A 17,970-nucleotide genomic window follows, 5' to 3' on the forward strand; every position below is an offset into this window, starting at 1 on the left:
CACATTATAACATAACGATTGTTATTTTTAAAGAATATTATTAGCCTAAATATTCTTTTTTTTAGTGATTACTTAGTTAACATTTTGTTGATTGCATCAATGACTTTTGAAGCATCACCAATGATGCCAATATCAGCGACATCAAAAATGGCAGCTGCTGGATTCTTATTGATGGCAATGATTAATCCTGAATCATCCATTCCTGAAACATGTTGAATTGCGCCTGAAATACCACAAGCAATATAAACATCAGGACGAACAGTTACACCTGTTTGTCCGACTTGGCGACTTTTATCAAGCCAACCACTTTCAATCACTGGCCTTGTTCCAGATAACTCACCAGATAATCTTTTAGCAAGTCTTTCACAAATTTTCATCTGGTTGATTGACCCAACACCTCTTCCTACAGATACCAACACTTTAGCATCTTGAATATTAATTTTTTCCTTTTCCTCAAACACTTCTTCAAGTAACTCAATGTTCATATCTGATGGCACCAACACTGATTTAAGTTTGGTGATTTTCGCTTGATGATTTAAGTCGATTTGAGGCTTGACCATAACACCTGGACGAACAGTTGACATTTGAGGACGGTGGTCTGGACAAATGATAGTTGCCATTAAATGCCCTCCAAAAGCTGGTCTTGTCATCAGCAATTGTCGATTTTCATCAATATCTAGTTCAGTGCAATCAGCGGTTAATCCTGTATGCAATCTTGAACTCACTCGTGGTGCTAAATCACGACCTATCGTTGTAGCTCCAATTAATACAACTTCAGGCTTAATTCGATGAATAACTTCAGTTAAGGCTTTTGTATATGGTTCATTGATGTATTTATCCAAAAGCATATCATCCATCCAATAGATTTCATCTGGACCATATTGATTAATGAGTGGTAATAACCCTTCAATTTGATAACCTAAAACACAAGCATATAATGATACGTTTAATTGATTCGCTAATTTTCTTCCTGCTCCTAACAACTCAATTCCCACTTGATGCAAAACACCATCTCTTTGTTCAATAAAAACTAAAACACCTTGATAATTTTCCATAATTTCCTCACAAAACATAGTTTTCTTTTAACTTATCAATAATGATTGTTGCAGCTTCGCCGGGTGAAACGTCAAATATTTTACCGGCTGACTTAGCGCCTTTAGTGAATGATTTCTTCACTTTTGTAGGAGACCCTTTTAACCCTAATTGATCTACAGATATATTTAAATATGAGTTATCCCACACAACAACCAATCCTTCTTGGAAGGCTTGATAGATTTTTCGAACATTCATATATCTTGGCTTATTCAGTTCTTTCAGCACGGTCATTAAACATGGTTTTTTTACCTTTATTCGATAATATCTATCTTCAAAGTCACGCTTCACAATGAAACCATCTTCAATCACATCAATTTGACTAACATAGGCCACACTCGGAATCTTCAAATGTTCAGCAATTTGTGGCCCAACTTGGGCGGTGTCACCATCAATTGCTTGTCTTCCAGCAATCACCAAGTCTGGTTGAATCATTTCAATAGCTTTTGACAAGACCAAACTAGTGACCCAAGTATCGGCTCCGGCGAACAAACGATCAGATAATAAAATGGCCTTATCAACGCCCATCGCTAAACATTCTCTTAAAGCCTTATCTGCCTGTAATGGCCCCATTGTTAAAGCAATGATCTCACCACCTGATTGTTCTTTGATTCTAAGTGCTGCTTCGACTGCTGCCAAATCATCAGGATTGATGATAGATTCAACACCCTCGCGTATCATCGTGCCTGTCACTGGGTCAATTTTAACATTCGCTGTATTTGGTACTTGCTTAACACAAACAACTATTTTCATTTCGATTCCTCCTATTTCAACAAGTATGATGCAATGACCATTTTTTGAACTTCTGAAGTTCCTTCATATATTTCCGTGATTTTTGCATCACGCATCATTCGCTCCACTGGATATTCTCTTGAATAACCATATCCTCCATGAAGCTGTATAGCTTTATTTGCCATTTCTACAGCAACTTCAGAAGCATACAACTTTGCCATCGCAGCCTCTTTGCTAAAAGACATTTTATGTTGTTTATTGTAAGCTGCTCGATAAGTTAATAGACGTGCTGCATCAATTTTTGTCGCTAAATCAGCTAAAACAAACTGTGTGTTTTGAAACTGTGAAATTGTTTTATTGAATTGTTTTCTTTCTTTAACATAGGTTAGGGTTTCGTTCAAAGCTCCCTTGGCAATTCCACAAGCTTGAGCTGCTATTCCGATTCTTCCTGAATCTAAAGTACTCATAGCTATTTTAAATCCATAGCCAGGTTTCCCTAACATATTCATTTCAGGTACTACAACGTCTTCGAATATCAACTCACAGGTTGATGACCCCCTAATACCCATTTTCTTTTCCTTTTTTCCAACCGTAAAACCTTTCATTCCTTTTTCCAAAATGAAAGCACTAATTCCTCTTGTTCCTAATGTCCTATCAGTCATGGCCATCACAATAAATACATCAGCATACTCAGCATTTGTAATAAAGATTTTCGAACCATTGATGATATAGTTATTTCCATCCTTAACCGCAATTGTTTCTTGTTTTGATGCATCAGTTCCAGCGTTTGGCTCAGTTAAAGCAAAAGCTCCGAGTTTTTCTCCAGAGGCCAAAGGCTTCAAATATCTCTGCTTTTGATCTTCCGTGCCATACTCGTAAATCGGTCCCGCACATAGTGATGTATGTGCCGAAAGAATAACTCCAGTCGTCGCACAAGCTTGAGATAGTTTTTCTACAGCTAAAATATATCCTATATAATCACCATCAACGCCACCGTATTGATTCGGAAAAGGAATTCCCATCAAACCCACTTCAGCCATTTTCTTTACAGTTTCTTCAGGGAATCTTTCTAACTCATCAATTTCACTTGCCAAAGGCTTTACTTCATTGAGTGTAAAATAATCCAACATTTGTTCTAACAACAAGTGCTCTTTATCAAAACTTAAATCCATTTTTTTCACCTCAAAATATGAATATTTATTCACTATAATTATAGGTGATAATTTAATATAAAACAATAACTCAAGGTATATAAAAAAGTGATGTGCTTATAACATATCACTTATACCTAATTGAACAATTAAGTTTCTAAATAATGAAAACAAATTCTCTTTTTACTCATATTTGTCAACAACTCATAGGTAATGGTTTGAACCGTTTTTGCCATGAAATCTAAAGACTTATTTAATCCAAAAACCTCGACTTGATCGCCAACCGAAAGATGAACATCAGTTGCATCCATCGTCACGCCCATGCATACACGCCCAACCATAGGCAAAGATTATTGTTTAAATACAAAGAAGTCTTGATTCGAAAAAAGCCTTTGGTAGCCGTCTGCATAGCCAATGCCAATAGAAGCAAATACTCGTGGCTGTTCAACTTTGTATGTATGTCCATAACTTACCCCATCACCAGGCAATACCTTCCTTATCGCTATAACCCTAGCCTTCACTTCCATGACCGGAAGAAATGGCTCATCGGTTTGAACCGGTGGGTAACCATACAAAGCAATCCCACATCTAACCATATCCAAACTGTGGTTAGGAAACTTAATCGTCGAAGCACTATTTGAACAATGTTTAATACCTAAATCACGACCTTTTCCTTCTAATCTTTTTATCAAGGTTTCAAATAAATGAAACTGTTTAAAGTGATATGGTTATTCGTTTCATCGGCACAGGCAAAATGTGTATAAAAACCCTTGAAAGTTAGATTAGGCAATTGATCGATTTGAATCACTTCTTCAATGGTTTGATCAAGGCCTGTTTCTTGATGACAATAAATACCAAAACGACTCATTGCTGTATCAATAATCAAATGAACATTGATGGGAATATTGAGTTCATTAATCTGTTTAGCATAATCTAATGAATCAATGGTTTGAACCAAATCATATTCTTTGATCATAGGGATTTGCTCAATGGTGGTTTTACCAAGAATTAAAATGACATCTTTAATTCCTGCTTTTCTTAGTTCGATGGCTTCGAACAAATCAGCCACCGCAAAAAACTCCACATAAAACAGAAAGTAGAGTTTGCATAATTTAGCACTCATAACACATTGAATAACAAAAAAATCTGTGGTATATATAAAGTGCGACTTGGTCGCAACTTATCCCTTACATAGCATGTGTGGATTTACACACACATCCCCTTCCTTAAGATCGCCGAGAGGCGGTCTTTTTCTTTGCTTAATATCAAAAGTTCAAGTCCCCCCAACTCCACAATTCTTCTAGTTTTTTTTCAAGTTCAAGTCCCCTCTGCTCTTGAACACTATTGTACATGTATTTTTACTATTAAAATAGAAAAAACAGGTGAATAATCACCTGTTTCACTGTATATATCACAATAAGTCTATCACCGTTAAAGGCCTTTAATTAGGACTTAAACGGTATAAATAAACTTAGTAATAACAAGTTGTCTTGTCTTTATGGACTATATCACTGTTTTTGATAACCTCTATAGGAACTTTACTATAAATGCTGTTAAAAGTTCATATTATTTATTTAAATTAGATAGCAATTCTGGTATATTTGCTGTAGCAATGTCATAAATGATATTCAGTCTAATACCTTCGTATTCATGTGATATCATATTTCTTAAGCCAATAATGCTTGGCCAATGAATAGAATTATAAATTTGTTTTGTCTCATCTGAAAGTTTCTTTGCTGTTTCCCCGATTTGTTCTAAATTTAATATAACTGCATCGACTTTCTCGTCATTGTTCTCAAAGTCTGTGAATGTATCGACTTCTTCCATATATCTGCAAATTTTCTTTGCATACTTAATGATACGATCAATATATATCTTATCTTTCATAAATCAACGCTCCTGACTTTTTAATTTCTTCATCAATTTTCGAATATTCTTGAACAGTTTTATTACTTAGAACTTCCACTTTTTTCTTTAAATTTTCTCTTAGTTGTTCAACAAATTCAAAATATTTTAAACCGTATAAATCAGACTCCATATATAGATCAACATCACTATTTTGTGTAGCTTGACCTTTGACATATGATCCAAACAAATATACTTTTTCAATATCATAATTTTTAGCTATTTTACTTATGTTTTCTTTTATTGTTAAAAATGACAAAACACCTGAGGATTCATCGATCTTAGCATATTCTTCCATTTTTACTCTTAGTAACCTATCCATAACTAAATCAATTGTCCACTCGCTGGGTTTCCTTACTTCTTGTTCCCAGTTTCTTAATGTTTTTACTGGTATTCCAGTTAATAATGAAACTTGTTCTTGTGTTAATTCTAAGTTTTCTCTAACTATTTTAATATTATTAGACATAGTATTCACCACCTACAGTAATATTATATACTCCATTGGGGTATTTGTCAATTAATTTGTACCCCGTTGAGGTATCGAATAAGTTTTCTCACACTTCAAAAGAGAAGCTGTTTATCCTAGTTATCCTTTTCCAACAGATCAAGCTTACAAACTAAATGTACATGAATATATGGATTATTACAATAAGAAAAGACTGCATTCAAGTATTGGTATGATTCCATCTAATCTAAAAAGAGGGACTATATAAAAAAGCTAACACATAAAATATCATGTGTCAGCTTCGATTATTAAAAATATGTCTTGTCATTACTAAGTTTACGTCAATTTCAAGTACCCCTGACCTAAGTTTACTTTTTTTTGCGTATATAGTTAGAGATTTATGTAAATTTTTCTAAATTCTATAACATGTGGGTAATATTGACTTATTTTATCAAAGAATATATTTTCATAAAAAAAGCTCCTTAAAGTTCTAGGAGCTTCATTTTTATCTTAGATGCAATCTTAACACCATGCTGTGTATTTAATTACTTTCGTCATCTTCTAACTAAACACTGAGTAAAATCAGTAACTATCTGATCTAACTTTGAAATGTTCAAATTAGTTTTAGAATGAGTGTATTGGGTGCCGCCATACCCACTGCATATTCTCTCCCCCATAACACGATTAGTTATCAATATTTTTGATCTTTCTTATAACGAATATCACAGTAAACCATGTTGTAATTATATATATTAATAAATATATCAATGGAATTATAGTTTCATCAACACGCTCAAAACCTTGAAAAGTCAAACCTAACGTTGATAATGAAGTAAATAATTCGATAACTCCAAAAAAAATAAATAATTTACCAAATTCAACATTTGCAATTTTCCATATCTTTTCACTCGACAAAGACTTTTCAGTTCTAAATCCAAATATTCCATTTCTTTTTGGTGTAAATTTGAAAAATATAATTCCTAAGATTATCTTTAGAACCACAAAAGTTTCTAAAAAAATCCAAACACCAATTATTGTCCAATATAGCATTCAAACCCCTCCATTAGTACTGCAATCTCTACGCCCACCATAGCAAACTAGTAATTATCCTTTTGTACCCCCATAGTTGTTCATGTTATTTTAAGTATAGCACGAGATAACACGTTTTAAAATACAAAATGGGATATTCATCTTATTTGCTTGAAAATTACTTCTACTAATGTCTAGTATCTCTACGAATAATAACTCCCCTAAACTCCATGGTTTTTGGCAATATCATTGAAATCCAAATCTCCTCAAGTACTATTTCCATAAATTAGCGATAAACTAATCAAAACTGCTCATATTTTTAGTTTATTTATCCTTTTAATGAGTCATTTATGTAACAAATAAAAAAAGTTTATTCTTATAAACCGCTAAACAAAGGCATTAAACCTATGTTTTAGGGTGTGAAATAAACTTTAATAGTTGAAATGTCTTGTCATTATGGACTTTATCACTGTTTTTGATAACCTCTAGACTAACTTTACTACAACCTCTAGACTAACTTTACTATAAATAATGCTAAAAGTTCATATTTTAGTTGTTTTAAAATCACGAAACTATAATCACATTCCACAGGTTATAATAGGCTTAATAATAGAAATATAACTAGTCCCTTATTGTTTTATATATTGATATTAAAGCTACAATCGTAATTTGTGTTAGTTGACCTATTTTGATACATTTACGCACCATTATTAAAAATCTGTGCACCTCTTCTCTCACTAATTATATAAAATAATAACTATTGTTCAAAAATTATAATATTTCAAAAAATATGCAAATCATTTGTTGAGTTATTTTGATGAGAATTGTTTTCTTTGATTGCCAAGTATGTTCCGAAAATCATTAATATAAACGCTATCCCAAAAACTATAGACAACGAATCTTTTAGCACAATAAAAGAGAAAATGGATCCAACAAAAGGTGCAATAGCATAGAATGCACTGGTTCTAGCTGCCCCAAGTTGTCTTTGTGCACTAATATAAAAGTACAAACTCATTCCGTAAGAAACGAATCCAAGTAATAACGCCAGTATAACAAAATACCATACTACAGATGCTTGATTCACTACTAATGCGATAATCAACGACCCCAAACCTGAGCCTAGACCTTTAATAACAACAACATGTAGAGGGTTACCTTTTGATAACATTCTAGTACAATTGTTTTCCAGACCTCAGCTTAAACTTGCTCCTAATACAAAAAGCGCTCCAATTGATATATGAAATCCGGTAAAATCTTCGAATGTAAGCATAGCTCCCGCAAGTACGATAAGAGATATAGCAACCCACATTTTTCTCCCAACAATTTCTTTAAAAAAAATCATTGCAATGATTCCTGTAAAGACAATCTCAAAATTATTTAGCAACGACGCTGTAGATGCGTTAGTTGTTGTTAACCCAATCATTAAAAGTATTGGGGCAATAATATCTAGGGCAATCATTAGTATGATGAATTTTAGGTCTCTTTTCTTAAATTCATTGACAAACCTTGATTTTCTTTGTGATTTGGTGAACAAGACTACAAATAGCATTCCTATACCCGCTCCAAAATACAATAAGGATGACAATAGATAAGGTGAAATATGTACAAGCAAAAGTTTTGAGAGTGGTGTTCCAAACCCATAAAATAATGCCGCCAATATGGCATATACAATAGCTATGTATCTTACACTTTTATTCCTAAGCATTTGGTCACCCACCTTATAATATTATCTTGTCATTAACGAATTCTTCATTTTTCCACTTAAAAAAATTGACATTGATCTCTTCACATAGATTTAGATTATTTACAATTAAAATTCTTGATATTTGATCAATCATAAGAAACATATAATAAGTGTAAAGGATTGAGGAATCAAGTCCCCTATATTTCATATTATTTCAAATAAAACTGAGTTTAATCTCTTAAAGTGATTTATCATACTTATAGTTTAACACTCTCATTGCATTTAAAACAGCTAATAACGAAACACCGACATCGGCGATTACGGCCTCCCACATAGTTGCTATGCCTAAAGCTCCTAAAGCCAAAAACATGAATTTGATTCCTAATGCAAAATAAATATTTTGCCAGACAATTTTACGTGTTCTCTTAGCCACAAATACGGCAGTCCCAATTTTCGATGGTTCATCATTCATGATTACAACATCAGCTACGTCTATTGCAGCATCAGCACCAAGTCCACCCATGGCAATACCAATATCAGATCTAGCTAAGACTGGCGTGTCATTAATTCCATCTCCAACAAAAAATAGTTTTCCTTTTTTTGATTTTTGTTTTAATAATTCTTCAACTTTGATAAGTTTATCTTCTGGTAATAACTCACTATAAACTTCATCAATCATAAGTTCTTTACCTACAGAATCTGCCACTAATTTCTTATCACCTGTCAACATCACAATCTTTTTTATTCCAAAGGATTTAAGCATTTGAATAGCTGTTTTGGAATCCTTCTTGATTTGGTCAGATACTACGATATTTCCTGCATATTGCCCGTCAATTGCAATATAAAGAATTGATCCAAGTGATTTCGACTCTTGAAAATCAATGCCTTCTTTATCCATAAGTCTTGCATTCCCAATCAAAATTTCCGCACCTTGATACATTGCTTTTACACCATGTCCTGAAATTTCTTCAACTTTTGATAGAAGATTTTGATTGATTTCTTTATTATATTTACTTACAACAGATACAGCTATAGGATGATTAGAATAACTTTCAACATAAGCAGCTTTTTCTAATAATTCCTCATTAGACAATCCATTCATCGTATTGATTTCAGTAACAGTAAACGTTCCTTCTGTTAATGTACCAGTTTTATCAAATACTGCAATCTCTATATCATTTAGTGCTTCTAAGAAATTCCCACCTTTTACTAAAATACCGTTTCTAGACGCAGCTCCTATACCACCGAAAAATCCTAGAGGAATAGAAACAACCAGCGCACATGGGCATGAGATAACCAAGAAAATAAGTGCTCTATAAATCCACTCATCAAATGTAGCTCCTTCAATTAGCAATGGTGGAATGAATGCTAGAAGGGCTGCAATTATAACTACAATTGGAGTATAGACTCTAGCAAATTTTGTGATGAATTTTTCAGTTGGCGCTTTTTTACTTGATGCGTTTTCAACAAGCTCAAGTACTTTCGAAACTGTGGATTCACTAGATAATTTAGTAACCATCACTGTTAGCACCCCATTAATATTAATACAACCTGAGAGTACTTGTTCACCCGGAAATACACTTGTTGGAACAGATTCACCAGTTAAGACCTTCGTATCTATTGTTGATTTGCCTGTTATAACTTCTCCATCAAGTGGAATTCTCTCACCAGGTCTAATAATCATGATCTCGCCGATTCCTACTTCTTCAATACGCATTTCCACTGAGTTCTTCCCATTTTGTATCATTGCTGTATCAGGTCTTATATCCAACAATTTCTTTATAGATCTTCTTGAACGGTTCACTGCAATATCTTGAAAGAACTCTCCAATTTGAAAGAATATCATAACAGCCACAGCTTCAGGATGCTCTCCAATAATAAAAGCACCTACTGTAGCAATTGTCATCAGAAAATTTTCATCAAAAACTTTTCCTCTGAAAATATTTTTAAACGCCTTGAGTACAACTTCCCCACCTATAATAAAATAACTTAATATAAGAAGTACATAATGTGGCAGGGTGTCTTCTTTAACAAACAAAGCACTAATAAATAACAATATTCCTACACCAAAAATAATAAGATCTTTTTTTAATGTAGATTCATCAACTTCTTCAACATCACTATCGCCACCTTGATTTATCTCACTGATGGTAACCCCAGGTTCCAACTTACTAATTATTTTTTGAGTGATGTCTATAATTTTATTTTTCTCTGACACGTTAGATAACACTAATTTTAATTTTTTAGACATGAAGTCAACGCTGGCATCTATTATGCCATCTGTTTTAATTAATTTATCTTCGATTTTAGCAGCGCAATTTGCACAATCAAGACCTTCTATCGCAAATAATAGATTTGTGCTAATTTCACAAACTTCAGTGCTACTTTCTTCGTCTTTTACTATTTTCTTTATTTTGCTGAAAAGAGTTTCAGAATCATATGATTTTTTCGGTGTGATCGTGATTTCTTTTGTGACAAAGTTCACTGAAGCCACCTCAACATCATCTAGTTTATTCACTTTTCTTTCAATTCTATCTGCGCAACTTGCACAACTCAAATCGGATAAACTGTATTTAATATCTTTCATTTTTTTCTCCATTCTATTTATGAGTTATATGATTTAACCCTTGTTTTATCACTGTATGTACATGCTCATCATCTAATGAGTAATAAACAACATTTCCTTCTTTACGAAATTTAACTAGTCTTGCTTGTCTTAGGACCCTAAGCTGATGAGATACTGCAGAGCGAGAAATATTAATCACTGTCGATAAATCACAAACACAAAGTTCAGTCTCTTCCAAAGCAAGAATTATTTTCATTCGAGTAGAATCACTAATAGATTTGAAAAAATCTGCTAGATCAAAGATAATCTGATCTTCAGGAAGTGTTTCAATTGCTTTGCTAACTTTTTCTGGATGAACAACATTACACGTGCAAACATCATTTACATTTGTTTTAGACATAAAACGCTCCAATCTATGTGAGAAGTTGCTCACATACGATACATATTATCAAATCTCATTCTTTTTGTCAATTTTTTTGATTATTATTGGTTTGAATATATAGCGGTGCATTTTCCATTAACACATTATATTTTTACATATTTACTTGTAATCGTGTAAATGGTTGAGTAATCGTGTAAATGGTTGGGTAATCGTTAAAAGGTTGAACGAATTAAATAAATATGCCCTGCAAAAAATCTATATTGAACCTAAACAGGCCATATGGAATTTGGAATATAGGGAGAAAACGCCCTTTCTGCATGAAAAAAAGGCCTGATACTTTTGTATCAAACCTATGCTTTCAATATGGTGGAGCTGAGGGGATTTGAACCCCTGTCCAAAATAGCCAATCATTTAACCTTCTACATGCTTAGTAGATTGCAAAGTTTCGATAAACACACGCCAACCTACACACAAATGTTTATCTATTCTTATTCATCTCATGAATACCCTTAAGAAGGCAGGGTCATACACTATTCTATATTTCTGGAATTCAAGACAGGTCTATAGACAAACCTGAATGAATTTGCAGCTTCTTCTTAAGCTGCGTAAGCGTAATTTTGATTTCCGGTTATATTTAACCATGCATTTTTATATCTGCCGATAGCATGCTAGTCAAACTCGAACTACCCTGTCGAATCCAGAACAGCCCCATATTAGTAAAGTGCTTTTTGAATTCTCTTTTCAGCATCTTCACTTTTTTTGCTTTGACGTTTATCGTATAGTTTTTTACCTTTAGCTAAGACAACTTCAACTTTACATAATCCGTCTTTTAAGTATACTCTTTTTGGAACTAAAGTCAAGCCTTCTAATTTAAGTTTTTGTTCTAGTTTTTTTATAGTGTGTTTATGTGCCAATAACTTCTTTTTTCTTTTTTCTTCATGATTAAACAAATTTCCGTGATCATATTTTGATACATGCATATTAATAATCATGAGTTCAAAATCCTTTGTAATGGTTACATAAGACTCATTAATAGAAAACTTACCTTGTCTAATTGATTTTATTTCAGTACCTTTTAAGACAATACCAAATTCAAATGTTTCCAGTATATGATAATCATGACTGACTTTTTTATTATGTGCTAATACTTTCATATACTCCCCCTAAACGAGCTCGAAGTCAATTTTACCTAGAACTTTATTAACTTTTACAAGTTTAACTCTTACTTCCTTACCTATATTATAACTTGTATTGGTAGAAAGACCAATTAATTTCATATTTTTCTCATCATATTGCATTTCTTCTTTGAAGGTAGAAATATGAACCAATCCTTCGACAGTGTTAGGTAATTCAATAAATACCCCAAACTTAAGTACAGATGAAATGACACCATCAAATTCTTGATTTAAAAATTGTTCCATATATTCTGCTTTTTTAATGTCCATGATTTCTCTTTCAGCATCCATGGCAAGTCGCTCTTGTTTAGAAGATTGTTTGGCTATGTCATCTAATTTAGAAATCATATGATCATTAGTTTTCCTATGGTTATCAAAAAGATATCTTCTAAGATTTCTATGAACAATTAAGTCAGGATATCTTCTGATAGGTGAAGTAAAATGTGTATAATGTTCAAAGGCTAAGCCATAATGACCTAAACTTTCTTTAGCATATCTAGCCTTGGACATTGATCTTAATAATAAAGTATTAATGACTTTTTCATATTTAGTATCTTCAACACTTTTTAATAGTTTTTGTAATAATTCTTGAGACATTTCTTCATCTATTTCAATATCAATACCTAATTCCTTTACCATGGTGAATACATGATTGATTTTATCCTCATTAGGTAGTTCATGAACACGATAAATAAAGGGTAATTCTAAATGATTGATGTGTGACGCTACAACTTGATTAGCAACCAACATAAACTCTTCAATCATTTGTTCTCCTATACCTCGTTCTTGTACGATCATATCAGTGATTTTACCAGATTGGTTAAAAATAAATTTTGGTTCAATAGTCTCAAAATTAATAGATCCCATTTTTTCTCTAACAGCTGATAAAATATCTTGAAGTTCTTTCATTTCTAATACATTTTGATAAATATCTTTATACTCTTCAATGATTTCTTGATCTCCAGCAATCATTTTATTAATATTGGTGTAAGTCATTTTGTACTGACTATGAATAACTGAAGGATAAATTTCATAATGAATGACTTCGCCAAATTTATTAATTTCCATTTGGCAGGTCATGGCTAAACGATCTACATTAGGATTTAATGAACAAATACCATTAGATAAGGCTTTTGGCAACATGGGTATAACTGAATCAGCTAAATAAACTGAAGTTCCTCTTTCATAAGCTGCTTTATCTAAAACCGAGTCTTCTTTCACATAATGACTAACATCGGCAATATGAACCCCTAAGACATAGTTCTTATCTTTTGTTTTCTTAATTGAAATTGCATCATCTATATCTTTGGTAGATTCTGAATCAATGGTAAAGATTATTTCATTTCTTAAATCTTTACGATCTTGCATTTCTTCTTTCAAGACTGTTTGCGGAAGACTATTTGCATATTCTAATTCTTCGGGACTAAATTCATTATTTAACCCATACTTATGTGAAATTTCCAAAATTTCAATACCATCATCAGTCGCATTGCCTAAAACTTCTAAAAGTTTGACTCTTTTGACGATAGGGTGCGTATAATCAATGATTTCAGTTTTAATGATTTGATTATTATTGACTTTTTTTCTATCCTTATATTCTAGTTCAAAGATAATATCTAAAGAATAACCTTTAGGGAATACTTGTCCTTCAAAATATTCACCTATGATTGTTTTCATTTTTCTTTCTAATATTTTGACTACTTTTCCTTCAATTTTTAAATTAGATTTTCTTCTTGTTATCTCAACTAAACATAAGTCACCATTCATAGCTGTTAAAGATTTACCTTGAGGAATATAAATATCTGCTTTATCTTCCAATACCAAAAAACCATAACCTTGATGTTTTAAATCCAAGATACCTTTTTCATATCTTGAATTATCTATGTCATGATAAAGACCAGATTTATCACGATAAATCTTCATCTCTTTTTCTAGAATATTAAGATACTTAGTCAGTTCTTGAAAGTCTTCTCCAGATTTCATATTTAAAATCTTGGCTATATGATTTAAGCTTCTTTTCTTATAATTTAGTTTTTTTATGGTATGGTAAATCTTGTTTTTCATAAATTCTCCTTTTATTCCAATTAAAAAAGAACACGTGATGTGTCCTTTTGAATGTTATAATACTGTCGCTAAAATCGCAAATAAACCAAATATTAGAGCGAATCCTAAAGTTAATCTTGCCATAAATAACTCTGGACCTCTTTGTTTTTGGTTTTTAAATAAATCTGATTTTTCACCTGAAAAAGTATTTTTAACATCATTCTTAGACTCTTGTAACATCACTAATCCAATTAAAATTGCTGATATAGCAAATAATATCCAATGTAAAGCTGTCATAATTTGCCCTCCTTAACGTACATATCTCTGTATCGTTACTATTATAACATAAAAAAGTATTTTTGGAAGAACCAAAAATACTTTTTTTATGCTATGTATTATGATTCTAATTATTTAAGGTTATAGAACGAATCTTTTCCTAAATATTCAGCAACTTCATCTAGTTCTTCTTCAATTCTTAATAATTGATTGTATTTTGCAATACGATCTGTTCTAGATAAAGAACCTGTTTTGATTTGTCCTGCATTTGTAGCAACTGCGATTTCAGCAATTGTTGTATCTTCTGTTTCACCAGATCTATGAGAAACAACAGCTGTATAACCAGCTCTTTTTGCCATTTCAATTGCGTTAAATGTTTCAGTTAAAGTACCAATTTGGTTAACTTTAATTAGAATTGAGTTACCAACACCTTCTTTGATACCTCTTTCTAATTTTTTCGTATTGGTAACGAATAAATCATCACCCACTAATTGAACTTTTTTACCTAATTTTTTAGTTAATTTAGCCCAGCCATCCCAGTCATTTTCATCTAATCCATCTTCAATTGAAATAATAGGATATTTTTCAATTAAATTCGCATAAAAATCAACCATTTCAGCTGAATTTAATTCTTTTCCTTCACCTTTTAACTCATAAACTTTTTTGTCTTTATTGTAGAATTCAGACGCTGCTACATCCATAGCTAAAACAATATCTTGACCTGGTTTAAATCCAGCTTTTTCAATAGCTTCAATAATGACTTTTAAGCCTGCTTCGTTAGACTCTAAATCTGGTGCGAATCCACCTTCATCACCAACTGCAGTATTAAAACCATATCCAGATAAAACTTTTTTAAGATTATGGAATACTTCAGCACCCATTCTTAAAGCTTCTCTAAATGTTTTAGCTCCTACAGGCATAATCATAAATTCTTGGAAATCGACATTATTATCCGCATGTGATCCACCATTAATGATATTCATCATTGGAGTTGGTAATTGTTTAGCATTGAAACCACCTAAATACAAGTATAAAGGTAAGCCAACAAAATCAGCTGCTGCTCTAGCAACCGCCATTGATACACCTAAAATAGCATTAGCCCCTAATTTAGATTTGTTTTCTGTTCCATCAAGTTCTAACATAATTTTGTCAATAGTTGTTTGGAAAGTAACATCATAACCTATTAAGTTTGGTGCAATAACTTCATTAACGTTTTCAACGGCATTTAAAACACCTTTTCCTAGGTATCTATTTTTATCTCCGTCTCTTAATTCGATAGCCTCATGTTCACCTGTAGATGCTCCAGATGGAACGATTGCACGTCCAAAAGCACCTGATTCTGTAAACACTTCAACTTCAACTGTTGGATTCCCTCTTGAATCCAATACTTCTCTTGCATAAATACTACTAATATTTGGCATAACTATTCTCCTTTTCTAATATGTTTCTTTTAATCCTATATAAATTCCTACTCCGTAGAGTAAATAAGTAATCATGTAATTCAAAATTTGAAAGAGTCCACCTGTGAAAGTAGATTTCAACATCCATAGAAATTCTTCTATATAAATTTGTTCATTTAAAAAGATCTCAGGATATTGAATAATATTAACATCATAAGATGTTGTTATCGTTTGAAGGACTAATACAATCACTGCTTGAATAAACAAACCTATAAATGCAATCAAGACGTAATAGAAATGAGGTATTTCATATAACTTTCTTATTTGTCTTCCTAACCAGCGACTGGAAAGAAAGAAAAAGATAAAAGCTAAAGAAAACCCTATTGATGCATAGATTAAGGAATCAACCAATCCGATTAATATTCCAAATAATATTGATAAAACAACCCCATAAAGTAAGACAAAAACTAAATCCTTAAAGGCTATATTTTTTATGGAACGATCTAACTTATTCAATGATTGATTTTCCTGTCATTGCTTTTGGTTGTTTTAATCCTAATAATTTTAACATGGTAGGGGCTATATCTCCTAAAGCTCCTCCACTTCTTAATTGAACAGATGGGTCTGTCACTATAAAAGGAACTAAGTTCGTGGTGTGGGCTGTGAAGACTGTCCCATCATCATCCAACATTTTTTCACAATTCCCATGGTCAGCGGTTAATAAAGCGATACCACCAACTTCTTTAACCTTATCAACAACTTTTCCAACACATTCATCCACAGCTTCTACAGCTTTTACAGCAGCTTCGATAACACCAGTGTGTCCAACCATATCACCATTAGCAAAATTTAATATCACGACATCATGTATTTTAGAATCTAATTCCCTTAAAACATTGTCTGTAATTTCATAAGCACTCATCTCTGGTTTTAAATCATAAGTAGGAACTTTTGGTGAAGGGATTAAAACACGTTTAGCATTTTTAATTTCTTTATCCACACCACCATCAAAGAAAAATGTCACATGAGCATATTTTTCTGTTTCAGCAATCCTTAATTGATTTAAACCTTGATCTGCAATATAATCACCAAACATATCTGTTAAATCATTTAAGCCAAAAGCAATTTCGCCTTTAACTGAATCAGCATATTTCATTGTTGAGACAAAACCAACATTCTTAGGACCGTTTTCAGTATTTAAATTTGGTGCTTCTTCTGGATTTGAATAAGCAGTCGCAATTTGAATGGCCCTGTCAGGTCTAAAGTTCATGAAGATAATTGAATCATTATCCTTAATCATTCCCTCTTTATCCACAACAAAAGGTATTACAAACTCATCGTTAACTCCATTTTCATATGAAGTCAATACTCCTTGAGCAGCTGAATCAAAATATTCAGCTTTTCCAAAAGACATTGCATCGTAAGCTTTTTGAGTTCTTTCCCAATTTTTATCTCTATCCATAGCATAATATCTGCCAGAAACCGTTGCAATTTTACCATATTGTATATGTTCCATAAAAGCTTCTAACTCTTCAATATAAGTCACAGCTGATTGTGGCCCAACATCTCTACCATCTAAAAATGCATGAACAAAAGTTTTTTTAACACCTGCAGCTTTGGCTGTTCTTATCATGGCTTTGATATGTTCAATATGGGAATGAACCCCACCATCTGACAATAAACCAAAAATATGCAATTTTGAATCATTGCTTATGGCATGATTAAAACCACTTGCATAAGCTTCATTTTCTAAAAATTTGTCTTCTTCTACAGATTTATTAAGTCTAGTCAATGATTGATATACCACACGACCAGCACCAATATTCATATGTCCAACTTCAGAATTACCCATTTGTCCTTTAGGTAAACCTACTGCTTCTCCTGAAGCTTGTAAAGTTGTATGAGGAAAACTATCAAAATATTTATCTAAATTTGGAGTATTGGCTATACTATACGCATTACCTTTTCCTGCATTAGCTAAACCAATACCATCCATTATCACTAAAACTACTGGTTTTTTCATAAAATCACCTCTTCTTGATAACCATAAACATTATACTATAAATGCTTATTTTTTTAAAGTTATATAC

Annotated in this window: 16 protein-coding genes, 1 other RNA gene and 2 pseudogenes; 1 reads left to right on the forward strand and 18 read right to left on the reverse strand. The window is 32.3% G+C overall.

The features are described from left to right. Positions 1 to 68: 68 nt before the first annotated feature. The 6 genes and pseudogenes from HF295_RS03625 to HF295_RS03655 form a co-directional block, all read right to left on the reverse strand. Positions 69 to 1,055, reverse strand: coding sequence for an electron transfer flavoprotein subunit alpha/FixB family protein (locus HF295_RS03625; RefSeq protein WP_312032492.1), 987 nt, complete (start codon positions 1,053 to 1,055; stop codon positions 69 to 71). A gap of 7 nt (positions 1,056 to 1,062) precedes the next feature. Then, positions 1,063 to 1,845: an electron transfer flavoprotein subunit beta/FixA family protein gene (locus tag HF295_RS03630; protein WP_312032493.1), complete on the reverse strand. Its 783-nt coding sequence runs from the start codon at positions 1,843 to 1,845 to the stop codon at positions 1,063 to 1,065. Between the two features lie 11 nt (positions 1,846 to 1,856). Beyond that, entirely contained in the window at positions 1,857 to 2,996 is a 1,140-nt protein-coding gene (locus HF295_RS03635) for an acyl-CoA dehydrogenase (RefSeq protein WP_312032494.1), read from the reverse strand. Between the two features lie 128 nt (positions 2,997 to 3,124). Next, positions 3,125 to 4,098: pseudogene (gene alr / locus HF295_RS08735) on the reverse strand (alanine racemase). Positions 4,099 to 4,541: 443 nt separating this feature from the next. Next, entirely contained in the window at positions 4,542 to 4,862 is a 321-nt protein-coding gene (locus tag HF295_RS03650; protein WP_312032497.1) for a HepT-like ribonuclease domain-containing protein, read from the reverse strand. Next, positions 4,852 to 5,346 (reverse strand): nucleotidyltransferase domain-containing protein, encoded by a 495-nt coding sequence (locus HF295_RS03655; protein ID WP_312032498.1) that lies wholly within the window; start codon positions 5,344 to 5,346, stop codon positions 4,852 to 4,854. The genes HF295_RS03650 and HF295_RS03655 overlap by 11 nt, the downstream gene beginning before the upstream one ends. A gap of 97 nt (positions 5,347 to 5,443) precedes the next feature. Between HF295_RS03655 and HF295_RS08720 the strand changes: the two are divergent. After that, positions 5,444 to 5,593, forward strand: a pseudogene (locus HF295_RS08720) (IS3 family transposase); the annotation flags it as partial. A gap of 416 nt (positions 5,594 to 6,009) precedes the next feature. Here the strand turns inward: HF295_RS08720 and HF295_RS03660 are convergent. The 12 genes from HF295_RS03660 to gpmI form a co-directional block, all read right to left on the reverse strand. Continuing rightward, entirely contained in the window at positions 6,010 to 6,375 is a 366-nt protein-coding gene (locus HF295_RS03660; RefSeq protein ID WP_312032500.1) for an SdpI family protein, read from the reverse strand. A gap of 760 nt (positions 6,376 to 7,135) precedes the next feature. Then, on the reverse strand, positions 7,136 to 7,522 hold the full coding sequence (locus HF295_RS03665) for an EamA family transporter (protein WP_312032501.1): 387 nt from the start codon (positions 7,520 to 7,522) through the stop codon (positions 7,136 to 7,138). A 24-nt stretch (positions 7,523 to 7,546) separates the two neighbouring features. Beyond that, entirely contained in the window at positions 7,547 to 8,059 is a 513-nt protein-coding gene (locus tag HF295_RS03670) for a DMT family transporter (protein WP_312032503.1), read from the reverse strand. A 217-nt stretch (positions 8,060 to 8,276) separates the two neighbouring features. Then, positions 8,277 to 10,637: a heavy metal translocating P-type ATPase gene (locus HF295_RS03675; protein WP_312032504.1), complete on the reverse strand. Its 2,361-nt coding sequence runs from the start codon at positions 10,635 to 10,637 to the stop codon at positions 8,277 to 8,279. Position 10,638: 1 nt separating this feature from the next. Next, positions 10,639 to 11,004: an ArsR/SmtB family transcription factor gene (locus tag HF295_RS03680; protein ID WP_312032505.1), complete on the reverse strand. Its 366-nt coding sequence runs from the start codon at positions 11,002 to 11,004 to the stop codon at positions 10,639 to 10,641. 346 nt (positions 11,005 to 11,350) lie between these two features. After that, positions 11,351 to 11,696, reverse strand: a transfer-messenger RNA (tmRNA) gene (ssrA, locus tag HF295_RS03685). Positions 11,697 to 11,699: 3 nt separating this feature from the next. Next, the gene (smpB, locus tag HF295_RS03690; RefSeq protein ID WP_312032506.1) at positions 11,700 to 12,140 is read right to left on the reverse strand and encodes an SsrA-binding protein SmpB; all 441 of its coding nucleotides are present in this window, start codon (positions 12,138 to 12,140) and stop codon (positions 11,700 to 11,702) included. Positions 12,141 to 12,149: 9 nt separating this feature from the next. After that, positions 12,150 to 14,225 carry a ribonuclease R gene (rnr, locus tag HF295_RS03695; protein WP_312032507.1) on the reverse strand — a complete coding sequence of 692 codons (2,076 nt, stop codon included), beginning with the start codon at positions 14,223 to 14,225 and terminating at the stop codon, positions 12,150 to 12,152. Positions 14,226 to 14,279: 54 nt separating this feature from the next. After that, on the reverse strand, positions 14,280 to 14,501 hold the full coding sequence (secG, locus tag HF295_RS03700; RefSeq protein ID WP_312032508.1) for a preprotein translocase subunit SecG: 222 nt from the start codon (positions 14,499 to 14,501) through the stop codon (positions 14,280 to 14,282). Positions 14,502 to 14,611: 110 nt separating this feature from the next. Further along, on the reverse strand, positions 14,612 to 15,901 hold the full coding sequence (eno, locus tag HF295_RS03705) for a phosphopyruvate hydratase (RefSeq protein ID WP_312032509.1): 1,290 nt from the start codon (positions 15,899 to 15,901) through the stop codon (positions 14,612 to 14,614). 15 nt (positions 15,902 to 15,916) lie between these two features. Beyond that, positions 15,917 to 16,396 carry a hypothetical protein gene (locus tag HF295_RS03710; RefSeq protein ID WP_312032510.1) on the reverse strand — a complete coding sequence of 160 codons (480 nt, stop codon included), beginning with the start codon at positions 16,394 to 16,396 and terminating at the stop codon, positions 15,917 to 15,919. Beyond that, a complete protein-coding gene (gene gpmI, locus HF295_RS03715) occupies positions 16,389 to 17,903 on the reverse strand; it encodes a 2,3-bisphosphoglycerate-independent phosphoglycerate mutase (RefSeq protein ID WP_312032511.1) in 1,515 nt (504 codons plus the stop codon). Before gpmI ends, HF295_RS03710 begins: the two co-directional genes overlap by 8 nt. Positions 17,904 to 17,970 lie beyond the last annotated feature (67 nt).

Source organism: Hujiaoplasma nucleasis (assembly GCF_013745115.1).
GTDB classification, from domain to species: Bacteria; Bacillota_I; Bacilli_A; order Izemoplasmatales; family Hujiaoplasmataceae; genus Hujiaoplasma; species Hujiaoplasma nucleasis.

Excerpts from the sequence above, each read along its gene's own strand:
- HF295_RS03625 (WP_312032492.1), bottom strand. The coding sequence starts at position 1,055 with ATGGAAAATTATCAAGGTGTTTTAGTTTTTATTGAACAAAGAGATGGT.
- HF295_RS03630 (WP_312032493.1), bottom strand. The coding sequence starts at position 1,845 with ATGAAAATAGTTGTTTGTGTTAAGCAAGTACCAAATACAGCGAATGTT.
- HF295_RS03635 (WP_312032494.1), bottom strand. The coding sequence starts at position 2,996 with ATGGATTTAAGTTTTGATAAAGAGCACTTGTTGTTAGAACAAATGTTG.
- HF295_RS03650 (WP_312032497.1), bottom strand. The coding sequence starts at position 4,862 with ATGAAAGATAAGATATATATTGATCGTATCATTAAGTATGCAAAGAAA.
- HF295_RS03655 (WP_312032498.1), bottom strand. The coding sequence starts at position 5,346 with ATGTCTAATAATATTAAAATAGTTAGAGAAAACTTAGAATTAACACAA.
- HF295_RS03660 (WP_312032500.1), bottom strand. The coding sequence starts at position 6,375 with ATGCTATATTGGACAATAATTGGTGTTTGGATTTTTTTAGAAACTTTT.
- HF295_RS03665 (WP_312032501.1), bottom strand. The coding sequence starts at position 7,522 with ATGTTATCAAAAGGTAACCCTCTACATGTTGTTGTTATTAAAGGTCTA.
- HF295_RS03670 (WP_312032503.1), bottom strand. The coding sequence starts at position 8,059 with ATGCTTAGGAATAAAAGTGTAAGATACATAGCTATTGTATATGCCATA.
- HF295_RS03675 (WP_312032504.1), bottom strand. The coding sequence starts at position 10,637 with ATGGAGAAAAAAATGAAAGATATTAAATACAGTTTATCCGATTTGAGT.
- HF295_RS03680 (WP_312032505.1), bottom strand. The coding sequence starts at position 11,004 with ATGTCTAAAACAAATGTAAATGATGTTTGCACGTGTAATGTTGTTCAT.
- smpB (WP_312032506.1), bottom strand. The coding sequence starts at position 12,140 with ATGAAAGTATTAGCACATAATAAAAAAGTCAGTCATGATTATCATATA.
- rnr (WP_312032507.1), bottom strand. The coding sequence starts at position 14,225 with ATGAAAAACAAGATTTACCATACCATAAAAAAACTAAATTATAAGAAA.
- secG (WP_312032508.1), bottom strand. The coding sequence starts at position 14,501 with ATGACAGCTTTACATTGGATATTATTTGCTATATCAGCAATTTTAATT.
- eno (WP_312032509.1), bottom strand. The coding sequence starts at position 15,901 with ATGCCAAATATTAGTAGTATTTATGCAAGAGAAGTATTGGATTCAAGA.
- gpmI (WP_312032511.1), bottom strand. The coding sequence starts at position 17,903 with ATGAAAAAACCAGTAGTTTTAGTGATAATGGATGGTATTGGTTTAGCT.